This window comes from Streptomyces zingiberis, assembly GCF_012034935.1.
GTDB classification, from domain to species: Bacteria; Actinomycetota; Actinomycetes; order Streptomycetales; family Streptomycetaceae; genus Streptomyces; species Streptomyces zingiberis.
In genome coordinates this window covers 207983-231081 of the sequence record NZ_JAATEN010000002.1, presented here as the reverse complement: position 1 = coordinate 231081, position 23099 = coordinate 207983, and the positions used below count along the sequence as shown (strand labels likewise).

At 71.1% G+C, this 23099-nt stretch carries 19 protein-coding genes and 1 tRNA gene; 10 read left to right on the top strand and 10 right to left on the bottom strand.

The window, feature by feature from the left end; genetic code table 11:
• Positions 1 to 165 precede the first annotated feature (165 nt).
• On the top strand, positions 166 to 633 hold the full coding sequence (locus HCK00_RS03225; RefSeq protein ID WP_168100190.1) for a hypothetical protein: 468 nt from the start codon (positions 166 to 168) through the stop codon (positions 631 to 633).
• A 130-nt stretch (positions 634 to 763) separates the two neighbouring features.
• Here HCK00_RS03225 and HCK00_RS03220 read toward each other — a convergent pair whose 3' ends face one another.
• Positions 764 to 1417: a class I SAM-dependent methyltransferase gene (locus tag HCK00_RS03220; protein WP_168100189.1), complete on the bottom strand. Its 654-nt coding sequence runs from the start codon at positions 1415 to 1417 to the stop codon at positions 764 to 766.
• A 356-nt stretch (positions 1418 to 1773) separates the two neighbouring features.
• Between HCK00_RS03220 and HCK00_RS03215 the strand changes: the two genes are divergently transcribed.
• The 4 genes from HCK00_RS03215 (at position 1774) to HCK00_RS03200 (ending at position 5199) form a co-directional block, all read left to right on the top strand.
• Complete coding sequence (locus tag HCK00_RS03215) at positions 1774 to 2448, top strand: HIT family protein (protein ID WP_168100188.1); 675 nt, start codon at positions 1774 to 1776, stop codon at positions 2446 to 2448.
• 28 nt (positions 2449 to 2476) lie between these two features.
• Positions 2477 to 3196: a (d)CMP kinase gene (locus tag HCK00_RS03210; protein WP_168100187.1), complete on the top strand. Its 720-nt coding sequence runs from the start codon at positions 2477 to 2479 to the stop codon at positions 3194 to 3196.
• A complete protein-coding gene (gene thiL, locus HCK00_RS03205; RefSeq protein WP_168100186.1) occupies positions 3193 to 4293 on the top strand; it encodes a thiamine-phosphate kinase in 1101 nt (366 codons plus the stop codon). The genes HCK00_RS03210 and thiL overlap by 4 nt, the downstream gene beginning before the upstream one ends.
• Positions 4294 to 4902: 609 nt before the next feature.
• On the top strand, positions 4903 to 5199 hold the full coding sequence (locus HCK00_RS03200; RefSeq protein ID WP_168100185.1) for a hypothetical protein: 297 nt from the start codon (positions 4903 to 4905) through the stop codon (positions 5197 to 5199).
• A 44-nt stretch (positions 5200 to 5243) separates the two neighbouring features.
• Here the strand turns inward: HCK00_RS03200 and HCK00_RS28625 are convergent, their stop codons facing one another.
• From HCK00_RS28625 to HCK00_RS03185, 3 genes are all read right to left on the bottom strand, one after another.
• Positions 5244 to 5675, bottom strand: a complete 432-nt coding sequence (locus HCK00_RS28625) for an HIT family protein (protein ID WP_168100386.1) — start codon at positions 5673 to 5675, stop codon at positions 5244 to 5246.
• A gap of 932 nt (positions 5676 to 6607) precedes the next feature.
• Positions 6608 to 7588 carry a dipeptidase gene (locus HCK00_RS03190; protein WP_168100184.1) on the bottom strand — a complete coding sequence of 327 codons (981 nt, stop codon included), beginning with the start codon at positions 7586 to 7588 and terminating at the stop codon, positions 6608 to 6610.
• 293 nt (positions 7589 to 7881) lie between these two features.
• Positions 7882 to 8859 (bottom strand): IPT/TIG domain-containing protein, encoded by a 978-nt coding sequence (locus HCK00_RS03185; protein ID WP_168100183.1) that lies wholly within the window; start codon positions 8857 to 8859, stop codon positions 7882 to 7884.
• A 593-nt stretch (positions 8860 to 9452) separates the two neighbouring features.
• Here HCK00_RS03185 and HCK00_RS03180 point away from each other — a divergent pair.
• Positions 9453 to 9917 carry a hypothetical protein gene (locus HCK00_RS03180; protein ID WP_168100182.1) on the top strand — a complete coding sequence of 155 codons (465 nt, stop codon included), beginning with the start codon at positions 9453 to 9455 and terminating at the stop codon, positions 9915 to 9917.
• Positions 9918 to 10179: 262 nt separating this feature from the next.
• On the opposite strand, the gene HCK00_RS03175 is transcribed toward HCK00_RS03180, so the two are convergent.
• Positions 10180 to 10254: transfer RNA gene (locus HCK00_RS03175), tRNA-Val, on the bottom strand.
• Positions 10255 to 10557: 303 nt separating this feature from the next.
• Between HCK00_RS03175 and HCK00_RS28355 the strand changes: the two genes are divergently transcribed.
• The 3 genes from HCK00_RS28355 (at position 10558) to HCK00_RS28790 (ending at position 14305) form a co-directional block, all read left to right on the top strand.
• The gene (locus HCK00_RS28355) at positions 10558 to 11445 is read left to right on the top strand and encodes a DUF4097 family beta strand repeat-containing protein (protein ID WP_168100181.1); all 888 of its coding nucleotides are present in this window, start codon (positions 10558 to 10560) and stop codon (positions 11443 to 11445) included.
• Positions 11446 to 12245: 800 nt separating this feature from the next.
• Complete coding sequence (locus HCK00_RS03165) at positions 12246 to 13661, top strand: coiled-coil domain-containing protein (RefSeq protein ID WP_168100180.1); 1416 nt, start codon at positions 12246 to 12248, stop codon at positions 13659 to 13661.
• 416 nt (positions 13662 to 14077) lie between these two features.
• Complete coding sequence (locus HCK00_RS28790) at positions 14078 to 14305, top strand: FmdB family zinc ribbon protein (protein WP_168100179.1); 228 nt, start codon at positions 14078 to 14080, stop codon at positions 14303 to 14305.
• Between the two features lie 446 nt (positions 14306 to 14751).
• Here HCK00_RS28790 and HCK00_RS03155 read toward each other — a convergent pair whose 3' ends face one another.
• The 4 genes from HCK00_RS03155 to HCK00_RS03140 form a co-directional block, all read right to left on the bottom strand.
• A complete protein-coding gene (locus HCK00_RS03155; protein ID WP_168100178.1) occupies positions 14752 to 15552 on the bottom strand; it encodes an O-methyltransferase in 801 nt (266 codons plus the stop codon).
• A 14-nt stretch (positions 15553 to 15566) separates the two neighbouring features.
• Positions 15567 to 16469, bottom strand: coding sequence for an HAD family hydrolase (locus tag HCK00_RS03150; protein WP_240965184.1), 903 nt, complete (start codon positions 16467 to 16469; stop codon positions 15567 to 15569).
• The gene (locus HCK00_RS03145) at positions 16466 to 19681 is read right to left on the bottom strand and encodes a phosphoribosyltransferase (RefSeq protein WP_240965183.1); all 3216 of its coding nucleotides are present in this window, start codon (positions 19679 to 19681) and stop codon (positions 16466 to 16468) included. Before HCK00_RS03145 ends, HCK00_RS03150 begins: the two co-directional genes overlap by 4 nt.
• 131 nt (positions 19682 to 19812) lie before the next feature.
• A complete protein-coding gene (locus tag HCK00_RS03140; RefSeq protein WP_168100177.1) occupies positions 19813 to 20988 on the bottom strand; it encodes an HpcH/HpaI aldolase/citrate lyase family protein in 1176 nt (391 codons plus the stop codon).
• A gap of 187 nt (positions 20989 to 21175) precedes the next feature.
• Here HCK00_RS03140 and HCK00_RS03135 point away from each other — a divergent pair, with 187 nt between their 5' ends.
• A complete protein-coding gene (locus HCK00_RS03135; protein ID WP_206319855.1) occupies positions 21176 to 22075 on the top strand; it encodes a TerD family protein in 900 nt (299 codons plus the stop codon).
• Positions 22076 to 22337: 262 nt separating this feature from the next.
• On the opposite strand, the gene HCK00_RS03130 is transcribed toward HCK00_RS03135, so the two are convergent.
• Positions 22338 to 23093, bottom strand: coding sequence for a TerD family protein (locus HCK00_RS03130; RefSeq protein ID WP_168100175.1), 756 nt, complete (start codon positions 23091 to 23093; stop codon positions 22338 to 22340).
• Between the last annotated feature and the right edge of the window lie 6 nt (positions 23094 to 23099).

The following is a 23099-nucleotide window of genomic DNA, read 5'->3' as shown; positions in this document are numbered from 1 at the left end:
TCCCCCCGCGGATCTCGCTCCTTCCCCCGTCTCCCTTCTCCCTTCTTCTTTGAGCCTTCCGGCCTTCTCCCCTCGCCCCTCGCCGGCCCTACCCGGCGAGCCCGAATCTTCCGCAGTGACCGATCTGCGGGACACCTCTGTCCACCTCACCCATCAGGAGGATCCATGCGTAAGACCATCGCCGCACTCGCGGCCCTCGGTGCCGCGTCACTCGGGGTACTCGTCCCCGCCGGTACCGCGCAGGCGTCCACCGCGTGCGACAACGCGTGGCGCGCGCTGCCCGCCGGCTACATGGCCGCGTACGAGAACGCCAACTGCGGCGGCGACCTCCTCGGCCGGACACCGGGCGAGGACTCGAACTGGGGCAACAGCCAGGGCGCCTTCCAGGGCAGCGACACCAACAGAGCGAGCTCGGTGCTGAACGCGGGGACCACCGACACGGCCTGGACGGTGGTCCAGTTCTTCAACGGAACGGGCACCGGCTGGACCGGCGGGTACAGCTGCCTCAAGCGGAGCGAGTTCTACGCCGACAACCTGACCGACGACTACTTCACCAGCGGTCACGTCGTCAACGACAACATCAGCTCACACCGCTGGGTGCGCACGGGGGACTGCAGCAGGTTCATGACCTGACCTGACCCGACCGGCCCGGCGAACGGTGACGGACCCGTGCCCCGCCCCCCTCCGCGGGGCGGGGCACGGGTCCGTCACCACACGATGGGGACGGGCCGCCCGATACCCACCGGGCAGGCTCCGTTTCGTGTCACCGCCCAGCTCTTCGGAATGGGGCCGTCCACTCCCCCGTCACCCCGGCCCCCTGGGGAGGCAGCGCCTGCAATACCACGACACTCCAGTTGACGTCAGCGCGTCCCTGGAGATCAGGCTGGGAAATCACCGCCGTCACGTCAAGTCCCACCGCGCGCCCCAGGGAAAGCACTTCAGAGATCGGGACATCGAACATCCGCCGACCGGAGGGGAGCGGACCATGGCGGAGAGTGATAACCGCTCGCCCCCTTGGAGCGAGCAGCGATCGCAGACGCCGCATGGCGGCTTCGCGTTCCTCCGGTTCGAGGTGCATCCACACGGCGACGATGAGAATGAGATCGAACGGGCCGTGAAGCCCTGATAGGTGCGGCAGGGCATCATCGATCCACCGGATGGGGCTCTCGGCGTGCAGTTGCTGCCCGATTTCCCGAAGCTCCGGAGTCGGTTCGACCGCCACCACGTGATAACCCAGAGCGGTCAGCCCAGCCGCGTCCCTGCCCGAACCGGCGCCGAGATCGGCGACCCTGGCCGGCGGGGGTGGGAAGAGCGGCAGCACCTCGCCGTGAACCTCCTGAAACGAGATGCTCTCGTACTGAAGTGCAAATATCTCCGCCGCGGGTCCGTAGCCCACTGTGCCGGCGACGACAACCATGAGATTCCCCCGCACCACTGATCAGCCGAGAGCGGGCGTCCGTCCCCGTCATGCCGTCACCCGGAGCCGACAACTCAGCGGAGGCCCGCACCACCACTCTGACACTTGGCTCAGGCGTCCATCTTCCGGTAGACGCGAGACCCACACCATCATCGAGAGGATGATGGACTTCCCCTGTAGTCAAAATAATTAACTGATTCAGTATGAACGATCACCAACATCGGCCGGAAGATCCCACGCAAGGGGGAGGATCTCAACGCTTGCGCAGGCACATGGAAGTCCGTACACTCCTGCCACCTATTCACTTGCAGGTTCTCTTCCCTTCCACTCCACACGCCCTGGACCAGGGGTGAAATATGAAGCACGAACTCCGGTGCGTCGAGTCAGATTTTTGCAACGAAATTTCAGGCCAGGAAGACACCACATTCTCGGCGATCTACGAGGGAAACCCTCCCGGCCGGGTGTTATGGGAATCGGGTAATTTTCGACTCCTTGCCGACATGTCCCCTCTTTGCCCCGGACACCTCTTACTGTTACCCATTGAACACCATCTCAGTTTTGCAGATCTCATCGAAACACACGGCGAGACGCTCAGCGGCATCCTGTCCACCGTGATCCCGATGTACCGGGAGACATTCGGCCGACTCACCTTCCTCGAACACGGCTCCTCCCTCGCCATGAAATCGGGTGCATGTATTTCGCATGCCCATTGGCATCTCCTTCCGGTCGACGGAAGAGGCGTCGACGCCCTCATCACGGCTGACGGACTCCCTTCGAATCTTCTCGAACACCTTGGGCAGTTGGCGACATTCTCCGGAAAACCATATTTTCTATGTGGCCACGAAGGCGAGTTTCGCGTCTACAACGGGGAACGCCCGATGCGGAGCCAGTATCTCCGTTCCGTGGTCGGCCGAATACTCGGAATCCCCGATCCTCTCTGGGACTATGCACTGGTCGTACGCAAGGAAATTCTGCGGGAGACCATGGATCGCGCAAGTCACTGGAGAACCCCCTTGGCTGATGCCGGCTGATTTCATTCACACTGACGGAGAGCGGCCCGTGCCTCGCATCTCGATCTCGATCGACGGCCCCACGGCCAGCGGAAAGACCACTTTGGCCACAGACTTGGCGCAATTCCTCGGGCTGGCTTTCCTGGACACCGGACTGACCTTCCGAAGTCTGGCCCTCGCGCATTTCAATGGGGATACCGAAAACCTGCACCATCATCTGGGATCTCATCTCAAACATCATCCTGCCGTGTACGGGACATCGGGAGAACTGGTACAGCGCCACAGAATTTTCCTGCACGAGAAAGAAATCACGGAAGACATCTGGAACCCCTCCATGGACGACTCCCTCAAGACGGTTTCCAGAGACCCAGCTGTTCGGCGAAGCATTCTGCAACTGCACCGCGAAGTCGTCGGCACATACGGTGACATCGTGGTCGTCGGGCGGGATGTGGCCGTCACCCTCCTCCCTGCGGCAACCCTGAAGATCTATCTGACGGCCAGCCTTGCCGTCCGAAGGGAGCGAAGACGAGCACAGTACCGTCTGCGAGGCCGATCGACAGCGGTAGGACCACCGACAGAACGCGACGCCGAGAATCGCGTCGCCGTCCGTTCTCTCCCCGACTCGGTCGAAATTGATTCGACTTATCTGCCCGCATCGGCCGTGTCGGCATCGGCCATGAACCGGCTGCACGCGTCCGCGGCATGGCGGTCGGCAGTGCCGGCGGAAGGCCGCGTCACACGTCCCGAAGAAAGGTGTGAAGAGGCGTGACCTTCAGCGAAGAGAAGTACTCGGATGAGCCGACACGGGTCCAGCAACTCGTGAAGGATTTCTTCAGCGATCAGTCCGGCGCCGATGTGGGAGCGGACGGTTTGCCCGTGACGCTCGCCCTCGGGGCGGACGCCAAGGACGATTGCGCTGTGTACGACATCGGGGCACCGGTCACTCTCGTCGTGGGGTCCGACTACATCAGAGGGCCTAAATTCATCCTCTATGAGATGGGACTTCTCTCCAATTTCGACATCGGCTACTACCTGGCCGCAGCCAATATCAGTGACGTGGCCGCGATGGGCGCCACCCCCATCGGACTGCTGAGCGTCATCCGCTACCCACACGAGCTGGATGATGCGGGTTTTCAGGATGTGGTGGCAGGCGTACATCAAGCCTGCACAGATTTCGGCACGCTCAACGTAGGCGGAGACATCGGGAATGCCGAACGTCTGATTCTCTCCGGAACGGCCCTGGGCATCTGTCCGCCGGGAAAAACGTTGAAACGGTCCGGCGCCCGTCCGGGAGACCTGCTCTGCGTTACAGGAACGTGCGGCCTCCTGGGAGCCGCCGTCGCCTACTTCCCCAAGCGGGACTCCTTCACGCACACGCTCCCTGCGGACGTGGAGAAGGAGTTGCTGGACAGTTGGCGGAAACCCCGTGCACGAGTGGCCGAGGGCCGTGTACTCGCCCAGAAATCCTTCGCCACGTCTTGTCAGGACACCTCGGACGGGCTCAAGGCGACGATCGAGCAGATCATGCATGCCAGCGGGGTCGGGTTCCGCATCGACGAGCGCAACGTTCCCGTTGCGCCGGCCGTCCGCATGGTCGCAGAGTTGATGAAAGTAGAGCCCTTGGCTCTGACCATGAGCGCATCGTCGGACTTTCAGCTGACTTTCACAGTTGCTCCGGACGACGTGTCAGCCTGCCGTGCGGAATTTACAGATCTGGGTCTGGATTTCCATGTCATCGGTGAGGCAACCGAGGAGAGAGGAGCGAGAGGGCTGGATGGCGAACGCAGCCGTCCACTGCCAGGAGTGGCCTGGAAGCATCAGAAATCGGACATCAGCCTTCTGGCCTCCGAACCATCAGACCCATGAAAAACCCTGATAACCGGAGCGGACAGCATAGGAAGGGACACTTCCCGCCGCACTGGCGGCCAACAGCGCAGTGCCGATTCTCAAAAGTGCCTCATAGCCCACTGGTGAGACACCTCGAATCTCAAATATCATGGCCCGATGAGGACCTCAACGGCCAAAATCATGGATCGGTCCATCCTCCTCGCAGCCACCCTGGGGCTGGCGGCACGCCAGTACGGCCTACCGGACGAGCAATTCTGGTCCCATATGGCCCGAGACAATCCCTGCACTTTGTTAGCACTTGTCTGCGCCGTCGGAATTTTCGGAGCCCTTCCTCCCTTCCAGGCATTCGCGAACAGGCAGAAATTGGAGCGCCGGTCCGTTGTCCGACAACAGGTATTGGTTCATTTCGGCAGGATGCTCAACGTAACACGAAGATCACGTCCAGCCATCGATATCGGAGATCTCGGCTTACACATATGGCTGATTCGGCGATCCTTTCGCCACCCGTTACGCGGACATCTCCGACGTGCTGTCACCTACCGTTTGGGGAGCACCCCGACCACCAGGTCCTTCGCACCGGTCAAAGGGGTGGGCGTGGTAGGGCTGTGCTGGAAGCGGAACGCAGAGGTGTCCTTCGACGTCTTGAGTCTGTCGAGCCGGTTGACAGATCAGCAAGAGTTCGACGCCTATCGTTCCGAAGAAGGCGCTGACGCCGTCATGGGATTCACCTGGTCCGAGTTCCTTCGCGTCTCCCACCGAGGAGCGGTCTTCGCAAGCCCCATCAGAAGCCGGAAAGGCGATTTCATCGGATGCATCAGTGTAGACGCCCGACACGGCCATGCCGCCATGAATGTGGACGACTTCTGGCATGAGGTGAATTCACTGTGCTCACGACTCGGGCACGACGACTTCGACGTTCTCTGAGCCTCAGGACCGGCCCACGGCAGACACGGCAGACACGGCACACTTCAACTGCGACTGAGCCGGACGTTGGTGAGCAACCTGGACCCGGCGTGGCCCTCCCCGTCGGACTTCTGAGTCCATACATCGGGATCACAGTTCGGCACAGCTTGCCTGATGCCCCCGCGAGGGTCCTCGACATCCCCGAAGTGCCTGGGAATCAAGTGAATATGAAGGTGATCGACGGTTCGTCCGGCCGCTCGCCCCTCGTTCACTCCGATGGTGAATCCATCCGGCCGGTACTCGTCCATAATCTTTTTCCGCGCGGCCAGGATGAGAGCATAGGCGTCCTTCAGTTCTCTGGGTGTCAACTCGAAGAACGACTCCACATGACGCTTGGGCACCACTTCAACATGGCCGGGCGCGGCCGGAAAATTATCATTACGGACGTAGAATGTCTTGTTCTGCTGAACGATCCGGTTGAGATCAGGCCGGCGCATCTCACAGAAAAGACACGTACGTTCATTTCCTTCCCCTCTCCGCCCGGAAGAACCCTTCTTTCGACTCCCTTGGAATACCCGAATCTTCACGAAATCCCGCAGAACGGAAGGTCCGAGCTTTACCGAGAGGCGGCGCAAAAACAAGAGGAAACCACTCGTTCGCAATTCGCCGAAAAGGAATGTGGACGTTTGGGATTTAGCGTTCATTACCTGCTCCGCTTCATCTGGAAGGCTCATACGTTACCGACTGGACACTGATGAGCGCACCTGAACGGCCGATCGTGAACCTTCCGCGGAGGCCTCCTGGGGCACGAGAATCCCCGTCGCCGGATGCCGCGCCGTGCAGATATTAAGGACATACTCATGAGGGCACCCACGTGAACCGCAACGGCAGCGAGCATCCTGGAATCTTGGCGAAAAGCTCATGGGCCGTTAGTTTAGGCTGCCCACACGTTGTGACACAACGGTACCGGCGAACAGGGCAGTCGTCCGTTTGTTCATCAGGGCTTGCCCGCAGAACTGCTAATTTTGTGCGACCGCTCCCCCACGGTGTCGATCTTGGGGGGTGACCCATCGGCTCCGTGGGGCCGGCTTCGGCCCGCTCGGGTTGAGATTCCACCTTTTCGCAGGTTGAAGGCCCGTACGCCGCTTCGACGAATCCTTCGGGGGCCCGCGGCTTCCGGCGAAGGACGCACACCTCACGGACCCCGGTGGATAGAGAACAGAGCGCGCCACTCCGGCCAGGGAAATTCGGGCCCACGGCTGGAACCCGCCGTCGGCACCAGAACGGGCAAGGAAGGGCGTGAACGGGCGCGCGAAGTCCCGTGAGCGCGCCCGATTGGTCACTCCGTGCCGTACCCGGTCGGTGTTCGCACCGTTCGTCGGAGGCCCGGCCGGCTCGACCTCCCTCGCGGGCCAGGGCGCGGTTCGCGCTACCGCCACACCTGCTGGGCCACGCGCCGGAAGTTGCCGCCCAGGATCGCCGACACGGCGCTGCCGGGGTAGCCCCGCGCGAGCAGCGCGTCCTCCACCGTCAGCAGCCCCTCCGGGGGCAGGAAGTCGATCTCCCCCCAGCGGGTGAAGCAGTCGGGGAACAGCTCGGGGTTCTGCGCGAGCATCGCGTTGAAGTCCTCGTGGTCGAACGGGTAATCGGTCGACAGGCCGACGTGCTCGGGGCCGACGAGATCGACGGCGTGGTCGATGTGACGGACCAGCGCCTCGACGGTCGCCTCGTTGGGGCCGAGGAAGATCCCGACCCCCGTGATCCCGACGACCCCGCCCGTGGCGGCACACGCCTCGGCCTGCTCGTCGGTGATGTTGCGGGGGTGGTCCCACACCGCGCGCATGCAGGAGTGGCTGTAGATCACCGGCCGTTCGGAGACCTCACACATGTCCAGCCCCGTGCGGGCGCCGCAGTGCGACCCGTCGGTCACCATGCCGACGGCGTTCATCTCCCGTATCAGCGCGCGGCCGTACGGGGTGAGCCCCTCGTCGACCTCGTCCAGGCAGCCGCCGCCCGCGGCGTTGCGGTTGTTGTAGCTCGGCAGCAGCGTGCGCACACCGAGGTCGTAGAACTCGCGCACCCGGTCCAGCCGCCCCTCCAGCGGGCCGGAGTCCTCCAGGTCGAAGGCGACCGCCACGTCCCCGGCCCGGCCCGCGGCGTTGACGTCGTCCACCGTCACCGCCGGCCGCAGCCGGTCGTCCGCGTCGATCCGCTTCCGCCAGCTCGCGATCAGACCGGTGACCTCGTCGGCGCCGTGCGGCGCGTACCCCACGTTCACCGAGACGAAGCTGCCGCCGGGCCTGCGGTACCGCGCCAGTTCACCGACGTCGGCACGCCGCTCCAACGGCAGACAGCAGTGCTGCTCCCACAGCAGGGGCGGACGGCGCGGCGACAGGTTTTCCTTCGGCATACCACCGATCATGCCCGTATCGGACCGGATCCGGACCACATGCCCAGGACGAGAGGCGGCACCGGAGGGTCGATCGACTCCTCGTACCGGTCCGGCCGAGACCTGCCAGGATCCACGGATGATGAGACGCGAACCGGCCCGTGGTGGTCGGCGCCGCCCGGCCGCCGGCCCGTACCCGATGCGATGAACGGTCCCAAGTGCCGGCCGCCGGATACCCGCCCGGCGGCGCCAAGGCCCGCACCGAGGACGGCCGGCAGAGGGCGCGCCCTGCTGCTCAGCGGTCGACGGCGTACTCAGTCGCTGCTCGTCGCCTTCGTGTAGGTGTAGGAGACTTGTACGTTCAGGAAGGTCGCCGACCCGTGGTCCTGGGCGCGGACGGCGAGCAGGTTGCAGCACTCGACGTCGCTCGCCGGAACGACGACGTCAATGGCGTTGGGCCGGCACCAGCCGCTCCGGACGCTCTGCACGAGGCTGCCGTTGAAGTAGACCTGCGCGTCGTTGTCGACCGTTCCGCTGATGCGGACCTGCTGCGCGCTGCGGGGGATGTAGACCCAGTGCCGCACCAGAAGGTCCGTGTTCGGGGTCCAAATGGTCTTGACCGTTTCCCTGTTGTTCCAGGGACAGGGCCCGTGGATACTCCCGAAGGCGGCCTGCCCGGTCGGCCAGTCGCTGTCGTCGAAGCCGCGCTTGTAGAACGAGGGCTGGTCCGCCGCGGGCGGTGCCTGCAGGTACCGCCAGTCGGTGCTGTCGAAAGCGAGCACGATGGTTTCGGCCGTTTCCACCTCCCCGTATTCGTAACAGACAGTATTACTGGAACCCGCGGGAGAGGCCACAGAGACGGACACAGCTCCCACCCCTGGCGGTGCGATCGCCACGATGCTCGTGTCACTGTTCACGGTGAAACTGGGCACCGGAGTCGAGCCGAATGACACCGTGGTGACTCCGGTGAATCCGGTACCGGTGATGACGACCGCGTTTCCTCCCGTCTCCGGGCCGCCGGACGGCGAGAGGGACGTAATCGACGGGGCCGAGACGTAGGTGTAGGAGGCCATGTGGAGCTCGGCATCCGCGGTGACGGCCACAACCGCCGCAGTGCCCGTGCCCGGCGGCGCGTTGACAACGACCTGCGTGTCACCGACGTGACTGACGATCTCAGCCGGCTGATCTCCGAACCTCACCGACGTGACCCGGGACAGACCGCTGCCGGTGACGGCCACCGGGTTCCCTCCGGCGGTGGGCCCGGAGTACGGCGTCAACGTGAAGGACGACATGGTTCCCACTCCTCGTGGTCGCTGGTGAAGCACACAGGTCCACTGTGGGATCGCCCTCAGCACGCGAACAGGGAGCGAAAGAGGCAGACGATGCACCTGATGGGGTCCCCTATGAATTCCCGATGAATACCCCCTGCGGAAGCGCACGCCTGGCTGATGAGGAAATACGCCCACCCACTCGGACCACCGCCTCATACCGCTCCCCGCGGGACGGTCTCGGAGAGCACAAGCGGCGGGAGAATCCGCAGAGCAGCAGCCGGCCGCATCCGATGCGCGACGGACCGGCAGGACATCCGGCAAGGTCGAGCACCCCTGCCGAACACCACCGTGCGGAGCGGGTCCCGGTGGCGGGCTGGGGATAACCCCCGAAGGGATACACAGGCCAACGGGCGGGCCACGGCCGTGTCGTGCTTGGAGTATCGGGAGCGCTGCTGATCGCCCCCAGCTCCCTCTCATGGATCGAGGTCACTGTGCCACGCTCTACCCGACAAGGTGTTCCCGCCGGCCGCGCTCGCGCCTCAGCCGAGACGCGTACGGCGGCCGATGCCCAGAAGCCACCCACACCGCTGCTGGCGGCATTCGTGTTATGGGTGGTGGCTGTTGCCGCCGGTGTTGTCGAGACGATTCTGGCGGTGGGCAGCATGGCCGCCGAGGGCTCCGGCTCCACCGCCGAGATCGTTACAGGTCTCGCGGTGAGGCTGCCCGTCTTCACCGCAGCGCTCTTGGTGGCCTCCCGCATGCGCCAGGGTCACAGCTGGGCTCGTACGACGTTGACGCTCGGCCTCGGAGTGGTGGGGACGGCGTCGATGGTGGTTGCCCCGATCCAGGCCGTGCTGCAAGGGCGCACTCCCGGTATGGTGCTGGCGGAGGCAGGACCGGCAGATCTTGTTTTCGGGGCCAGCCGAGTGGTGCACGTGACTGCCGTGCTCTCGGCTGTGGTGCTGATGTTCCTCCCCGCTGCCAACAGATACTTCCGGCGCGTCCACATCGACCGCACGCCCGGAGGCAACGGACGGACGCTCCTCCGTCGCGTGCGCATTCGCCGGTCTCCCGTATGACACGTGCCGCAACTGGACCATCACGCGGGCGTTGACGGCCCGCGTGGCGCGCGCCGGTCCAGCGGTACCCGTCAGCCATGGTCCCCGGCCCATCGCCGATCACGGGGACGAACGGATCCGCCGAACCAAGGGGACGGCCGGGCGGCACCGGCGGCCGCCATCTGGCACGCCCCTCCGGGAGCCTCCCGGCGGAGGGGCACGGCGAAGGCCCAGGTTTCCGGTTCAATACCGATTGACCTGGGCCTCTGCCGTGCTCGGAAGCTGGTGGGCGCAGACGGGTTCGAACCGCCGACATCTGCTTTGTAAGAGCAGCGCTCTACCGCTGAGCTATGCGCCCCGGGGGATGGACCGACAGAGTACATCGCTTCCGCTCCGCCGCCCCAAACCCGGCGGGGGCCGGACCGGCTTCCGAGGCGGCGCCCCGGCTGCGGCCCGGAAGGGTGCGGCCGGTCGGACCGCCCGGCGGCGGCGGCAGCAGCGGCAGCAGGGAGGAAATGGCCGGGGCGCCCGGCCGGGGTGGGGTTTCCCCCACCACGGGCGCGGTGGGCCGCTGGATCGTGGGTGGTGAGCCGGATCCGTACGGTCAGGGGGTACCGGCGGCGCCCTCCGCCGGTCCAGCGGCCTCTACCGGAGAGTCATCGTGATTCCTCAGCACCGCACCCACCAGTCCGGCCCCGCCGCCCCCGTCTCGCGCCGGTCGCATGACTCGCGCGTGGTCTCGGGCCCCCGTCGCCGTGCCGTGTTCGCCGCCGGTGGCGTGCTCGTGCTCGTCGCCGGCCTCAGCGGATGCGGGGCCGACGCGGGGGAGGACGGCGCTCCCGAGCGGCGGTCGTTCGCCTTCAGCGGGAAGACGCTGACCATCGACGCGGGCAACACCTCCCTCGACCTACTGCCGGACGACGGCAAGGGTGCCGGTGACGGTGACGGCAAGGCCGGTGGCGACGGGGGCGCGTCCGGCGACGTGCGGGTCACCCGCTGGTTCAGCGGGTGGTCGGCACTCGGCGGCGGGGTGAAGCAGGTGTGGGAGATGAAGGGCAACACCCTGCGGCTCGACACCGACTGCCAGGGGCTGATCGACAACTGCGACTCCCGGCACGAGGTGCGGGTGCCGCGCGGGGTCGCCGTGGTGGTGAACGGGGACAACGGCTCCGTCACCGCCACCGGTTTCGACACCGGCCTCTCGCTCACCACGGGCAACGGCTCCGTGCGCGTCCGGGACGTGAGCGGCGCGCTGCGGCTGGAGACGGACAACGGCAAGGTGAAGGGGACGGGCGTCACCTCGCGCCAGGTCTCCGCCACGGCGAACAACGGCTCGGTCGAGGTGGGGTTCCGCAGCGTTCCGGGCCGGGTGGACACCGTCACCGACAACGGCTCGATCTCCCTCGGGCTGCCGGATGCCGCCTACCGCGTCGAGACCAGGACGGGCAACGGGCGGGTGGACGTCTCCGTGGACCGTGACTCCGGCAGCGCGCACCACATCACGGCCCGCACCGGGAACGGCCGCATCTCCATCCAGCCGGCGGACTGACGCCCCTGGTGGGTGGGGCTTCCCGTCGGCCGCCTTCCCTGACGGCCACTTCCCTGACGGCCGCTTCCCCGACGGCCGCTTCGCCGACGGCCCGGCGCCGAGACAGGCCGGCGCCGCGGTGGACCGGTGCCCGAGGCCGACCGGCGCCCCCGCCGGACCGAAGCCCGAGGCCGACCGCTGTCCCCGCCGGTCCGGCGCCCGCGGCAGACCCGCGTCCCGCGGCGGGCCGATGTCCCCGGGCGGGCAGAGCGTTCCCAGAGGCCGGCACCTACCGGTGACCCGGCGTCCTGGATCCGCCGTGGGCCGCGTCGACGGGGACGCCCGCGCGCTCGTCCGTCCGTCGCTCGCCGAACACGCGGATCCGGCCGGCGCGGCACCCCCGGAGCAGCGCGCGTCCCGCGGCGAATCCCCCCGAACCATGCCCTCCCGGGCACCCCCGGTACCCGGCGGTGCCCGGTCTGTGTACGCGCCCGGCCGGGGTGGGACAATGGTCCTACCGGCGGTGATCCGCCGGCAGGGCGGACGCGGCACGGGAGAGGGATGTGACGGCGAGACCTACGCAGCCGTACGGCCGGCGACTGCGCCGCTTTCTGTCCGCCACCGGGCCGCCCTCCGCCGGGGCCCTTCCGGTCCCCCGCGCGCTCACCGGCCGTCCGCAGGTTCTCCCCGGCCTCCCCGGCCGCCCGCCACGCGACCCCGCGCCCGCCGGCCGGCTGCCCCGCCCGTCCGGCGCCGTGCCCGATCCGGCGCCGGACGCCGGGCGGGCGCCGGACGCCGGGTGCTCGCCGGACGCCGCCACCATGCCGGAGCCGCGCGCGATACCCGGACGGCCCGGGGCACGCCCCGGCGCCCCGGCCCCCTCCCCCGCCCCGTCCCCCTCCGTCCCGCCGCCCGGCGGCCGGCGGCCCCGTCCGGGCTTGGTGCTCGCGCTCCTGCCGCTGCTGGCCGCCGCGGCCCCGTACGCCTTCTCCGGCGGGTCCACCCGCCGCTGGTTCGGCGGCGGGCGGGACACCCAGCGCGCCCGCGCGCAGGAGGCCAAGGACGCCGCCGCGACCGCCTTCTACGAGCTCGACTCCGCCCAGCGCGACCTGCGGATCTCCGTGGAGACGGTCACCGCCGTGGACGAGTCCCCGCCCGCCCGCCGGGCCGCCGCCGACTTCGAGGCGCTGGGCCGGCGCATCGACGAGGTCAGCCACACGTACATCACGGCCGTCGACGCGCACGACCTCGACCGCGACGACCTGGACTCCTCCACCGCCTCCCGCGCCCGCGCCGACCTCGACCGGGCAAGTGAGGAGCTCCGCCGCACCAAGGCGGAGCTCGACCGGTTCGCCGAGAGCCTCACGCCCCTGCTGGACGCGGCGGAGACGCAGCTCGCGCGGCTGGCCCCGGCCGTGGAGCGCGCCCGGCAGGCGCTGCTCGCCGCCACCCGTGAGCTGGACACCGTCCGCGCCTCCGGCCTGCGCGCCGACGATCTCGCCGCCCGGCTCGCCGCCCTCTCCCCCGACCTGACCAAGCTCAACGAGGGCGCCGGCCGCCACGGTCTGCGGGAGACCCTGCGCCGCGCGGACGAACTGCTCCGCGCGGCCGAGGGGATCCGCAGTGAGGCGGCCCAACTCCCCGGCCGCGCGGCGGAGATCGACCGGCGGCTGGTCACCCTCCGCACCCGCGCCGAGGCGATCACCACCCGCACCGAGGGCGTCGGCCCCGTCCTCAGCGAGCTGCGCCGCCGCTACAGCGCCGCCTGCTGGCAGGATCTCCAGCGGGTGCCGGACGAGGCCGCCGCCGCGGTGGCCCAGGCGGAGGAGAAGCTGCGGGAGGCCCGGGAGGCGCGCCGCGAGCAGCGCTGGCCCGACGCGCTGGCCCGGCTCGGCACCGTACGGACCCTGCTGGACGGGGCCGACGAGGACGTCACCGCCGCGGGCGACCGGCTCCGGCGGCTGGACGAGGTCTCCGCCGACCCCTCCAAGGAGACGGAGCGGACCCGGTTCGCCATCCGCGACGCGCAGCGCCTCGCGATGGCCGGCCGCGCCACCCCCGACCCGCGCCACGCGCGCCCGCTGGACGACGCCGTCGCCCGGCTGGACCGCGCGGTGGCCGAGCTGGAGGGACGCCATCCCGACTGGTGGCGGTTCCTGACCGAGACCGAGGCCGTGCGCCGCAGCGTGGCCCGGGTGGTCACGGACATCCGGGAGGACCTGGGCGCGGGGCGCTGACCGGCCCCGGCCGCGCCCCCGCCGACTGCACCGGCCCGGAGACGGGCGAGCCTGTCCCTCCCGAGCCGGGCGTCGGCCACCTTCCCGCGGCTGGTCCCCGCGCGACGGCCGGCCGCGGCCGTTGACGGCGGCCGAGGTGTTCACCGTCACCCTGGCCACGGCCCCGCCCCGCCCCGCCCCGCCCCGCCCCGGCAGCGTCACCCGGCGCCGGGCCGGCTCCGTCCGCTGGACGCCCGGTCCGCCCCCGGTGACGCCGGAACGCCGGAGGAACGACGGGCCGACGGGGCCGACGGCACCACCGTCCTCCCGGTCCCCGCGAGCCTGAGTCCCGGGCCCGGTGAACGACCGCCCGGAGGCGACGGGATCCCCCGTCCCTCAGCGCTCCACCGGGGCCGCGCGCCGGTTAACCTGACGCCATGCCTCGTTACGAGTACCGCTGCCGCTCCTGCGGCGACACCTTCGAACTGAGCCGTCCGATGGCCGAGTCGGCCGCTCCCGCCGCCTGCCCTCAGGGCCACGACGACACCGTCAAGCTGCTCTCCACCGTGGCCGTCGGCGGAACCGCCACGGGCCGTGGCGCCGGTCCCGCACCGGCCGCCGGTGGTGGCGGAGGCGGGTGCTGCGGCGGCGGCTGCTGCGGCTGACGGGCGGCCCCGGGACCCGGGACGGACCCGGACGGACCCGCGGGTGAACGGACCGGCACGGCGCCGGGCGGACGGGCCCGCACCGGGCAAGGGGTGGGCGGAGCCCCGGCGGGCGCGTACCGGCCCCACCGCCGCGGTGTGCCACCGGCGACGGGGAGATCAGCGGAGCGGCAGGGTGCCGTCGCCGGCACCGCCCGGCCGGGGAGCACCGAGCCGCGTTCCCCTGGCCCGGGCGGAGACGGCCCGGGCGGGCGGAGGCGGCCGGCCGCAAGGGGGACGTACCGGCGGACGGCCGGGGGAGGGAGCCCCGCCCGCGAGGGCAGCCACCCGGCCCCCGCCGTGGACCCCCGCGCCGCCGGGTGACCGGCGTGCACCGCCCACCGCCCGGCCCACCGCCCGGCCCACGCCCGGCCCGCACCGCCCACCGCCCGGCCCGCGCCCGTCGCTCAGCGCTTGCGGGCCAGGGTCAGGCCGTCGGCGACGCTCAGCATGACCGTCTCCACGCGCTCGTCGGCCAGCGCGTGATCGTTGAACTCCCGTACCGCCGCGGCCGCGCCCGTCGCCTTCTCGTCGGTCACCCGGCCGTGGAGGAAGACGTTGTCCACCGCGAGCAGCCCGCCGGGGCGTGTCCGGGGGACCAGTTCCTCCCAGTAGTTGATGTTGTTCTCCTTGTCCGCGTCGATGAAGGCGAGATCGACGCCGGGTTCCCGCGGCAGGGCCCGCAGGGTGTCCAGCGCCGGGCCGATCCGCAGGTCGATCCGGTCGGCGACGCCTGCCTCCGTCCACGCCGCGCGGGCGAGCGCCGTCCACTCCTCGGAGACGTCGCAGGTGATCACCTTCCCGCCGGGTGGCAGGGCTTCCGCCATCCACAGCGCCGACATGCCGGTGAAGGTGCCGACCTCGACGATCAGCCGGGCCCCGGCAAGCTTCGCCAGGAACGCCAGGAGCGGCCCCTGCTCCTCGGAGATCTGCATCGCGGCGCGGCCGCCGAGCCGTTCGTAGGTGGTGTCGACGAGCCGCCGCCGCACGGCGTCGAGCGGCGGGTTGTGGCGCAGGAGGTAGTCGTAGAGTTCCGGGGTGAGCGGCGTGGTCTGCTCCGGGTCGAGCGGGCTGCGCCGGTCCGGCTCACGGACCGCCCCGGAGCCACGGCCCTGGCTTCCCGCCCCGGCTGCCGGGCCGGTTCCCGTGCCCGTCCCGCTCGCTCCGGTGTCCGTCCCGCTCGTTCCGGTGGTGAAATTCTCGGCCATGGCGCCATCCTGGCCTACGTCTCCACCGCCCGCAGCAGCGCGCGCAGAATCTCCTCCCCGGCCGCGACCCCCCGTTCCGGGACGGGGGTGACGTGCGGCGCGCCCCAGCCGGACTCGGCCAGCTCGCCGTGGCCGGGGCGCCAGCCCTCGTCACCGGCGAGCAGCAGGTCCGCGTCGAGCAGGGAGTCCCCGGCGGTGAGGACGCGGCAGGCGCCGGTCCGCCGGGCCACCTCGGCGACGGCCGCGCTCTTGGTGAGCGGTTTCGGCACGGCGTAGATCTTGCGGCCCTGGAGGGAGACGGTCCAGCCCTGGCCGTCGGCCCAGTCGGCGAGGTCCTTGACCCAGGTGTCGGGCAGCAGGGCCCGGTCCACCACGAGATACGCGAACAGGTCCTCGGCCACCCGCTCCTTCAGCAGCCACTCGGCGTCGGCCGACGCGAGCAGGTGCTCGCGGACGGTCGCGAGCGGGGCGCAGCCGGCGTCGAGCGAGCCGCGCACCTGCCGCTGCCAGTCGGGGTCGGACACGCCGTCCACCAGGACGTGCCCGCCGTTGGCGCAGATCGCGTAGGGGACCGGCGGGCCGGGGAGGTGGATGCGGCCGTACTGCTCGCGGGTGCGGGTGGTGGCGGGGACGAAGACGGCGGCGCGGGCGAGCCGTTCGAGCAGCGCCGCGGCGGCCTCGGTGAGGTAGGACAGCGGCCGGCGCTCGTAGACCTCGACGCAGAGGAGGCGCGGGGCGAGGGTGTCGGGGACGCCCAGGGCGAGGGCGGCCGCGGAGTAGATCAGGGTGCGGTCGAGGTCGCTGGCGACCAGGACGGGGGTGCCGGCCTCCGCCGGGCCGTCCCCGGCCGGGCCGTCCCCGGCCGGGCCGGGCCGGGGGACGTGCTCGGGGCCGTGGTGGGGTGCGGAACCGGTCATGCGGGCGTCACCGCCCTGCCGTCCGCCCCGGTGGCGCCGCGCGTGTAGCGGGGGTGGATCAGCCCGACGCAGCTGTACGGCAGCGCGTCGACCTCCTCCACCTCGACCCCGCGCTGCGCGGCCAGCAGCCGGATGTGGTCCAGGTCGGCGCCCGCGCCGCGCCGCGCCAGGACGCGCCAGGGCACGCGGCGCAGCAGCACCCGGGTGGTCTCGCCGACGCCCGGTTTGACGAGGTTGACGTCGTGGATGCCGTACTCCTCACTGATGCGTTCGACGGCCGCCCAGCCCTCCCAGGTGGGGGCGCGGCCGGTGGTGGCGAGCAGCGCGGCGGCGGCCTTCCCGGCCTCCTCGCGCACCTCGGCGAAGCGGGCGGTGACGGTGTCGAGGAACTCCGCCGAGACGTCGTCCCCGGCCAGGTCGCGGTAGAACTTGGCGCCGTGGAAGTCCCCGGGCCCGACGAGGTCGGCGCGGAGCACCGTGCGCGAGACCAGCCCGGAGACGGTGGAGTTGAGGCAGGCGGAGGGGATGAGGAAGTCCTCCCGGGTGCCGTAGGTGCGGACGCAGCCGCCCGGGTCGGCGAGGACCGCGATCTCCGGGTCGAAGCCGGTGACGCCCGTGGTGGCGGCGAACCCGTCGAGCGCGGCGGCCAGTTCGCGGGTGATCGCGCCCTTGCCGGTCCAGCCGTCGACGAAGACGGCGTCCGCCGGGTCGTGGTGGCGGGCGAGCCAGCGCAGGGCGGTGGCGTCGATGCCGCGGCCGCGGACGATGGAGACGGCGTAGTGCGGCAGGTCCAGGCCGTGCGCGTACCGCGCCCAGCGGCGCATCAGGATGCCGACGGGGGTACCGGCGCGGGCGAGCGAGACGAGCACCGGCCGGCCGGTGCCGCGCCCCGCGCGTTCGGCCAGCACCGTCTCGGTGACGGTGCCGACGGCGCGGGCGATGCGGGCGGCGGAGGCGTCGAGCGCGGCGCGGAACAGCCGCTGGTACGCGGCGTCGGGCTGGTACTCGACGGGCAGCGACTCGGCGTAGTGCGCACCCCCGCTCTGCACGGCCTCCTCGCGCTCCTCGGTGGGCGCCTCGAGGGTGACGGCGGAGAGGTCCTGGAGCAGCCAGCCCACCTCGTCCGGGCGGTACGAGGAGAAGGCGGGACCGCGCAGCGGCCCGGGCAGCGGCTCCGGGTCCCGCCGGTGCGGCGGCGCGCCCCCCGCGGAGGCGGCGGGGGCCGCCGGGCGCCGGTACGGGCCCGCCGCGCGCCCGGACGGGTCCTCCGCCCGGGGGGACGGGGGCTCGGTGCGCGGGGACGGTCGCTCCGGCCGCTGCGCCTGGTCCGGCGGTGCGGCCCGCTCCGGCCGGTGGGACGGGACGACGGCGAGCAGCAGCCGGCCGGTGTGCGCCGCCACCGCGGCGAGCAGGCCGTCCGGGGCGTGCAGCGCCGGGGTGTCGGCGGCGGAGTCCACGACGGCGACAACCGCGTCGAAGCGGCGGCGCGGGTCGGCGCCGGGGGCGACGTTGTAGGCGTACCGCTCCCCCGGCCCGTCCGCCGGGGCGTCGTGCGCGGGGAAGGCGATCCGGGTGCGGATGGCGTAGCCGGGGTCGTCGACGGCCAGCACGGGTGAGCGGGTCGTCGTGGAGTAGCGCACCTCGGCGGTGTCCCCGAGGTGGTGGCTCAGGGCCTGGGCGAGCCGCAGAGGCGCGTACATCAGCTCCTCACAGCCCAGGACGAGCACCCGGCCACCGGCGGGGCGGTCCCCCGGCGGCGGGAGGGGAGCCGGTCCGCCGGGCGCCGGGAGGCCGTGGGGGGCCGGGAGGCCGTCGGCGGCCCCCTGTTCCGGCGCCCGCAGCGCCCCGGCGAGGCGGGCCGCCATCGCGGGCAGCGCCGCCTCCAGCCGGGCCCGGTGGGCGGGGGTGAAGCCGTGCCGCCCTCCGTCGGGCAGGCCGGTGGGCCAGCCCAGCTCGACCCGCCGCACCACCGCCCCCGGGCCACCGGGGACGCCGGGACGGGCCCCAGCGGCGGTACCGACAGCACCGGTGGCACCGGCATCCGCGGCCTCGCCGGTGCGGCCAGGGGCCGGTGCCGCCGTTCCCGCCGGACCCGTCCCGGTGGCTGGGCCGCCGCCCGCCGCGGCCTCGTACTCCGCGACCAGGGCCCGTCCGCGCGCCAGGACGTCCGCCGGCAGTCCGACCGTCCCCGAGGCCAGGGTGACCAGGTCCACCCGGGCGCCGAGGTCCGCCGCGAACTTCCGCAGCGCGTCCCGGTGCTCCGGGGTGCGCAGGTCGACGAGGGCGCAGATCACGTAGTGGGTGCGGGGGAAGCGTTCGTGCAGCGCGCCGATCGTGTTGAGGACGGTGCGGCCGGTGGAGAACTCGTCGTCCACGAGCACCAGCGGCCCGTCCCCGGCGAGCAGCCCCGGGTCCTCGGGAAGCAGCAGATGTGAGGTGGCGTGGCTGTGTTCCTCCTCGAAACCACCGACGGGGGGCACACCGGGCACCGGCCGCCGGGTCGAGTGCAGACAGGTGGCGAGTTCCAGCCCGTCGGCGACGCTGTGGCCGAGCCCGGTGGCAGTCTCCGCGTACCCGAGGACGACGGCGCGGGCGGCGGCCTCGTCGCCGAGCAGGGTGCGGACCTCGCGGCCGAGGCGGAGCCCCGCCCCGTGGACGGTGTCGGGGCACTGCGGCACATGCTTGCCGAGCACCTGGGAGACGAGCAGGTGGGCGCGTTTGGGGTTGCGGCGCAGGGCGAGTCCGAGCAGGTCACGCAGGCGGGGCCGGGCGGACGGTGCCGCGGGGCCATCCCCGGCGGGCTCGAACGGCCCGGACGGCCCGGACGGCCCGGACGGCCCGGACGGCCCGGACGGCCCGGACGGCCCGGACGGCCCGGGCTCCGGGGAGCCCCCGGCCGCGGGGAGGCCACCGGCGTGCCCGGAGGGGCCCGTCCCCCCGGAGGTCCCGCCCGACGCGGGCCCGGCGCCCGGCGGCACGGCGGGCACCGCCCCTTCGCCCGCTGCCCCGGCGACCGCGGGCCCACCGGCCCCGGACCCGGCGCCCGCGGCCCCATGCGCGGACTCCGCGGCTCCTGCGGTGCCCGCCGGACCGCCGGCGCCCGGGGCCGCCTCCGCGGTCACGGGGCCGTCCTCGTGCGGATCGGCCTCCCGCAGCTCCACGCCGAGCCGCTCGGCGACCCATTGCCCGGACCACACCTGCCGTTGTCCCATCCCGTGAACGCCCCGTCTCTCCGCCGTCATCCGCGCCGCCGTCATCCGAATCGACTGTTCCGTCACCGCTCGTATCACGTCCGTGGCCTCTGTGTCTCGCGTCCCGCGGGGGCCTTCCGGTCGCGGTCTCCTCACGTGCCCCGGTTCCCCGGCGTGATCCCGGCCTCCAGCAGTTCGACGAAGCTGACCTCCTCGCGCGCCACTCCGAAGATCTCGGCGCGCAGCAGGGTCCGCTCGGCCCAGGCCCGGTGCGGCTTCACCTCGTTCATCTTGTTGGTGTAGGCCGAGCGCAGCACGCCGCCGCCGTCCCGTCCGGGCCGCAGGATGTCCCGCGCGTCGCTGTACTCCTCGTGGCTGACCACGGAGAGGGCGTGCACCGGGGCGACGTGCGAGGGATGGATGCAGGTCTTGCCCATCAGGCCGTTGGCGCGGTCGAGTTCGATCTCGCGGAGCAGGCCGTCCATGGCGTGCTCGATGAGCGAGGTGCGCAGCTGCTCGGCGCGCCCGCTGAACGGGGAGAGGCGGAGCTGCGGCTTGAACATGCGTTCGTGGATCCGGAAGTACTCCCACACGGGCCCGGTGACGGTGTACCCGGTGCCGTCCGCACGGCCGAGGGTGTTGACCACGTCGGCGATGACGGAGGCGATCAGCTGGACGTCGTACGCCGTCATGTCCGGCGATCTGCGCAGGCCATAGGCGGAGCAGAAGTCGGTGACGCCGAGGCGCAGGGCGAGGACCCGGTCGCGGTACTTGTCCACGCTGCGCCGGATTCCGGACAGGGTCTCGGCGCGGGTCTCCAGATGGAGGAGTTCGGGGGATTCCAGCACGGGCATCGCGAACAGTCGTCTGCCGCAGGCGGCCTCGGCCTCGGCGAGCGCCTCCAGGAACGGAACGCCGCGTTCCTCGGTGTACTTCGGGAGCACGAATCCGGACAGCAGCCGGACCGCGGATCCGAGCCGGCGGACGAGCTGGGTGATCTGTTCCGGCCACCGCACCCGGATGAAGAGCAGCGGCAGTTCCCGCTCCAGTCCGGCCAGTTCGCGCAGGTGCCGGACGAGGTTCTCCTCGGCCGCGAACACCTCGGTGTCACCGATGGAATCCTCCAGGCAGAGCACCATGGAGACGACTCCGCGGTCCATCTGCTTGACCACGTCCGCCGCGATACCGGGCCGCGTGGCCGGGCTGTAGAGAGTGGCGCCCAGTGCCATGGCGAGCCGCGGGGCCGGGGAGGCGGAGTCGAAGAGGCCCGGCTCCCGGTGGAACAGGGCCTGCCGTGTCCCGGGTGATACGTACCCGAAGTGACGCATAGGGCTCCCCAGTGCTCGGGTCGCGATGTGACGCGATCTGGCCGATAATCGTACGTTGCAGTCAGACTCGAAAGCCCTTGCGAGAATGAACATCGCGTTATCCCCGTGTGGACCCGCCGTGTCCGGTGCTGATCAGCCACCCGCCCCGCGTTGTCCCGCCGGGTGGGGGGAAGGCAGGATGGCGGCTATGACGCACGCGATGGTGAAGGGCTCGAACATCCCGCTGGAGGCCGGAGCCGTGAGGGCGGTGCTCCGCTGGGCCCCCGGCCCGGGGGTGCCCGACGTCGACGCCTCCGCCCTGCTGCTGGGCGCCGACGGCCGCGTGCGCGACGACGAGGACTTCGTCTTCTACAACCAGCCCACCCACCCCTCCGGTCAGGTGCGCCACCTGCCCAAGCAGCAGCTGGGCGAGTCCCTGACGGACACCGTGGAGGCGGAGCTCACCGGGCTCGGCCCGGAGGTGGACCGCGTGGTGCTGGCGGCCTCCTCCGACGGCGGGCCCTTCGCCTCCGTGGGCGACCTGCGGCTGGAGCTGTTCGACGCGGCCGGACCCGGCCCGGAGGGCGGGGACGAGCCGCTCGCGGTGTTCGACGTCGTTCCGGAGACGGGCGACGAGTCGGCGCTCATCTGCGGAGAGCTCTACCGGCGCGGGGACGCCTGGAAGTTCCGCGCCCTGGGCCAGGGGTACGACACCGGGCTGATCGGCCTGGCCACCGAGTACGGGATCTCCGTCGAGGACGGCGGGGCCGGCGGATCCGGGGACGACGGCCGCACGGCGACCGAACCGGACGGCGTCACCCAGCAGGTGCCCCCGCCGCGCCCCGAGCCCTCCGGCCCGGGGCCGGACGACGCCCCGCCGGAACCCTCCGGCTACGGCTATCCGGCGCCTCCCGCGCAGCCCCCGTTCCCGCCGCCGCCCGCCGCGCCGGCCCCCGTTCCGCAGGCGCCCCCCGCGCACGCCCCGGGCTACGGCTATCCGCACCAGCCCGTGGGGGCGTACGGCTATCCGCACCCGCCCGCGCCGCCGGTGGCCGACCCGGCGTTCGCCCTGCCGCCGCAGGGCCCGCAGTTCCAGCGGAACCGCTGACGGGCCCCGTCCCCACCCCGGCGCCGGGGGCCTCGGGGGACGGGCCCGCAACCCTGCTCAGGGCCGCGCGCCGGCGGGATCACCGCCGGTCCGGCCCCCTGCTCAGCCGCCCCCGGCAGGCGGCGGGAACGGCTCGCCACCCCGCGCCGTCACGGCCTCCACCGCCCGGGCCGGAACCAGGGCGGGCGGAACCGGGGCGGGACGGCGGCAGCGGCGGACCGGGGACGGCGCCCCGCGGGCGGCAGAGGCGGCGGGGGCCGGGTCAGACCTTCTCCTTCGTTCCCGGACCCCACTGAAGGCCCCAGCCGTACAGCCGGTCCAGCTCCGCCTGGAAGCCGTAGACGTAGCGCACCTCACGGCGCACCACCAGCTCGCCCTTGACGTTCTCGATCAGCAGCACGGCGCAGGACCGGGCCTGCGGTGCCCGCTCGTCCAGGCCGATCTCCAGCCGCGGCCCGTTGCTCGGGTAGAGGGTGACGACGGCGTGCGTGCGGTCGAACGCGGGGGTGCCGTCGTAGATGTAGACGAAGACCAGCAGCCGCTTGAACTCGTCCTTGTAGTCGAGATTGATGTAGATCGTCTCGCCGGAGGAGCCGCCGAAGCGGTCGTCGCCGCTGAGCTTCATGTACGGCGGGCTGTTGATGTCGCCGAGGAAGTTGCCGAGCGGCTGGACGACGCCCTTCGTACCGTCCTTCATCTCGTACAGGCAGGCCAGGTCCAGGTCGATCTTGACCACGGCCGGGCCCTGGGCCTGCACGATCTCCGGTTTGAACAGGCTCGTCGGGTTGCGCAGCAGCCCGCCGCGCCGGGTGGGGCCGCCGATGTCCGAGGTCCGCATCCGCCAGGAGAGGTTGACCCGGAGGTTGCCGGTGGCGGCGCCCTGCTTGCTGAGCGAGACGGTCTGCCGCCGTTTGGTCAGCTCTATCGCGTTGGTCGCGGGATCACCGCTGTCGAAGACGGTGCCGCCGCGCGACCACCGCCACCACCCCTCGCCGCTCCCCTTGTTCCAGAAGGCCACGCCGAC

Excerpts from the sequence above, each read along its gene's own strand:
- HCK00_RS03225 (WP_168100190.1), top strand. The coding sequence starts at position 166 with ATGCGTAAGACCATCGCCGCACTCGCGGCCCTCGGTGCCGCGTCACTC.
- HCK00_RS03220 (WP_168100189.1), bottom strand. The coding sequence starts at position 1,417 with ATGGTTGTCGTCGCCGGCACAGTGGGCTACGGACCCGCGGCGGAGATA.
- HCK00_RS03215 (WP_168100188.1), top strand. The coding sequence starts at position 1,774 with ATGAAGCACGAACTCCGGTGCGTCGAGTCAGATTTTTGCAACGAAATT.
- HCK00_RS28625 (WP_168100386.1), bottom strand. The coding sequence starts at position 5,675 with ATGCGCCGGCCTGATCTCAACCGGATCGTTCAGCAGAACAAGACATTC.
- HCK00_RS03190 (WP_168100184.1), bottom strand. The coding sequence starts at position 7,588 with ATGCCGAAGGAAAACCTGTCGCCGCGCCGTCCGCCCCTGCTGTGGGAG.
- HCK00_RS03185 (WP_168100183.1), bottom strand. The coding sequence starts at position 8,859 with ATGTCGTCCTTCACGTTGACGCCGTACTCCGGGCCCACCGCCGGAGGG.
- HCK00_RS03165 (WP_168100180.1), top strand. The coding sequence starts at position 12,246 with ATGCCGGAGCCGCGCGCGATACCCGGACGGCCCGGGGCACGCCCCGGC.
- HCK00_RS28790 (WP_168100179.1), top strand. The coding sequence starts at position 14,078 with ATGCCTCGTTACGAGTACCGCTGCCGCTCCTGCGGCGACACCTTCGAA.
- HCK00_RS03155 (WP_168100178.1), bottom strand. The coding sequence starts at position 15,552 with ATGGCCGAGAATTTCACCACCGGAACGAGCGGGACGGACACCGGAGCG.
- HCK00_RS03150 (WP_240965184.1), bottom strand. The coding sequence starts at position 16,469 with ATGACCGGTTCCGCACCCCACCACGGCCCCGAGCACGTCCCCCGGCCC.
- HCK00_RS03145 (WP_240965183.1), bottom strand. The coding sequence starts at position 19,681 with ATGGGACAACGGCAGGTGTGGTCCGGGCAATGGGTCGCCGAGCGGCTC.
- HCK00_RS03140 (WP_168100177.1), bottom strand. The coding sequence starts at position 20,988 with ATGCGTCACTTCGGGTACGTATCACCCGGGACACGGCAGGCCCTGTTC.
- HCK00_RS03135 (WP_206319855.1), top strand. The coding sequence starts at position 21,176 with ATGACGCACGCGATGGTGAAGGGCTCGAACATCCCGCTGGAGGCCGGA.